The sequence below is a fragment of the Streptomyces sp. 4F14 genome (assembly GCF_048159485.1).
GTDB lineage: Bacteria > Actinomycetota > Actinomycetes > Streptomycetales > Streptomycetaceae > Streptomyces.
On the sequence record NZ_JBLRVY010000117.1, the window covers coordinates 1 to 479 of the forward strand.

General features: G+C 66.4%; 1 protein-coding gene. It reads left to right on the forward strand.

The genetic code is table 11. From position 1 onward, the window contains the following. Positions 1-479, forward strand: a 479-nt coding sequence (locus ACLZOT_RS49905) for a ketoacyl-synthetase C-terminal extension domain-containing protein (protein ID WP_416975971.1), incomplete at both ends; no start/stop codon positions are given.

The following is a 479-nucleotide window of genomic DNA, read 5'->3' on the forward strand; positions in this document are numbered from 1 at the left end:
TGTGGCTGGGGTCGCTGAAGTCCAATCTCGGTCATACGCAGGCCGCTGCTGGTGTCGCTGGTGTGATGAAGATGGTGTTGGCGATGCGGCGGGGTGTGTTGCCGCGGACGTTGCATGTGGATGCGCCGACTTCTGAGGTGGATTGGTCGGCTGGTGCGGTGGAGTTGTTGACGGAGCAGCAGCCGTGGCCGGTGGTGGATCGGCCGTGGCGGGCGGGGGTGTCCTCGTTCGGGGTCAGTGGCACGAATGCCCATGTGATTCTGGAGCAGGCTCCTGAGTTTGAACCGGTCTCCGGTGCGGATGTTGTTGCTCCCATGGTGGTGCCGTGGGTGTTGTCGGCGAGGTCGGAGTCGGGGTTGCGGGAGCAGGCGCGGCGGCTTGCGGCACACGTGGAGGGGGTTCCGGGGCTGGGCCTGGTGGAGGTGGGTGCGGCACTGGTGTCGACCCGGGCGAGTCTGGAGCATCGTGCGGTGGTTCTG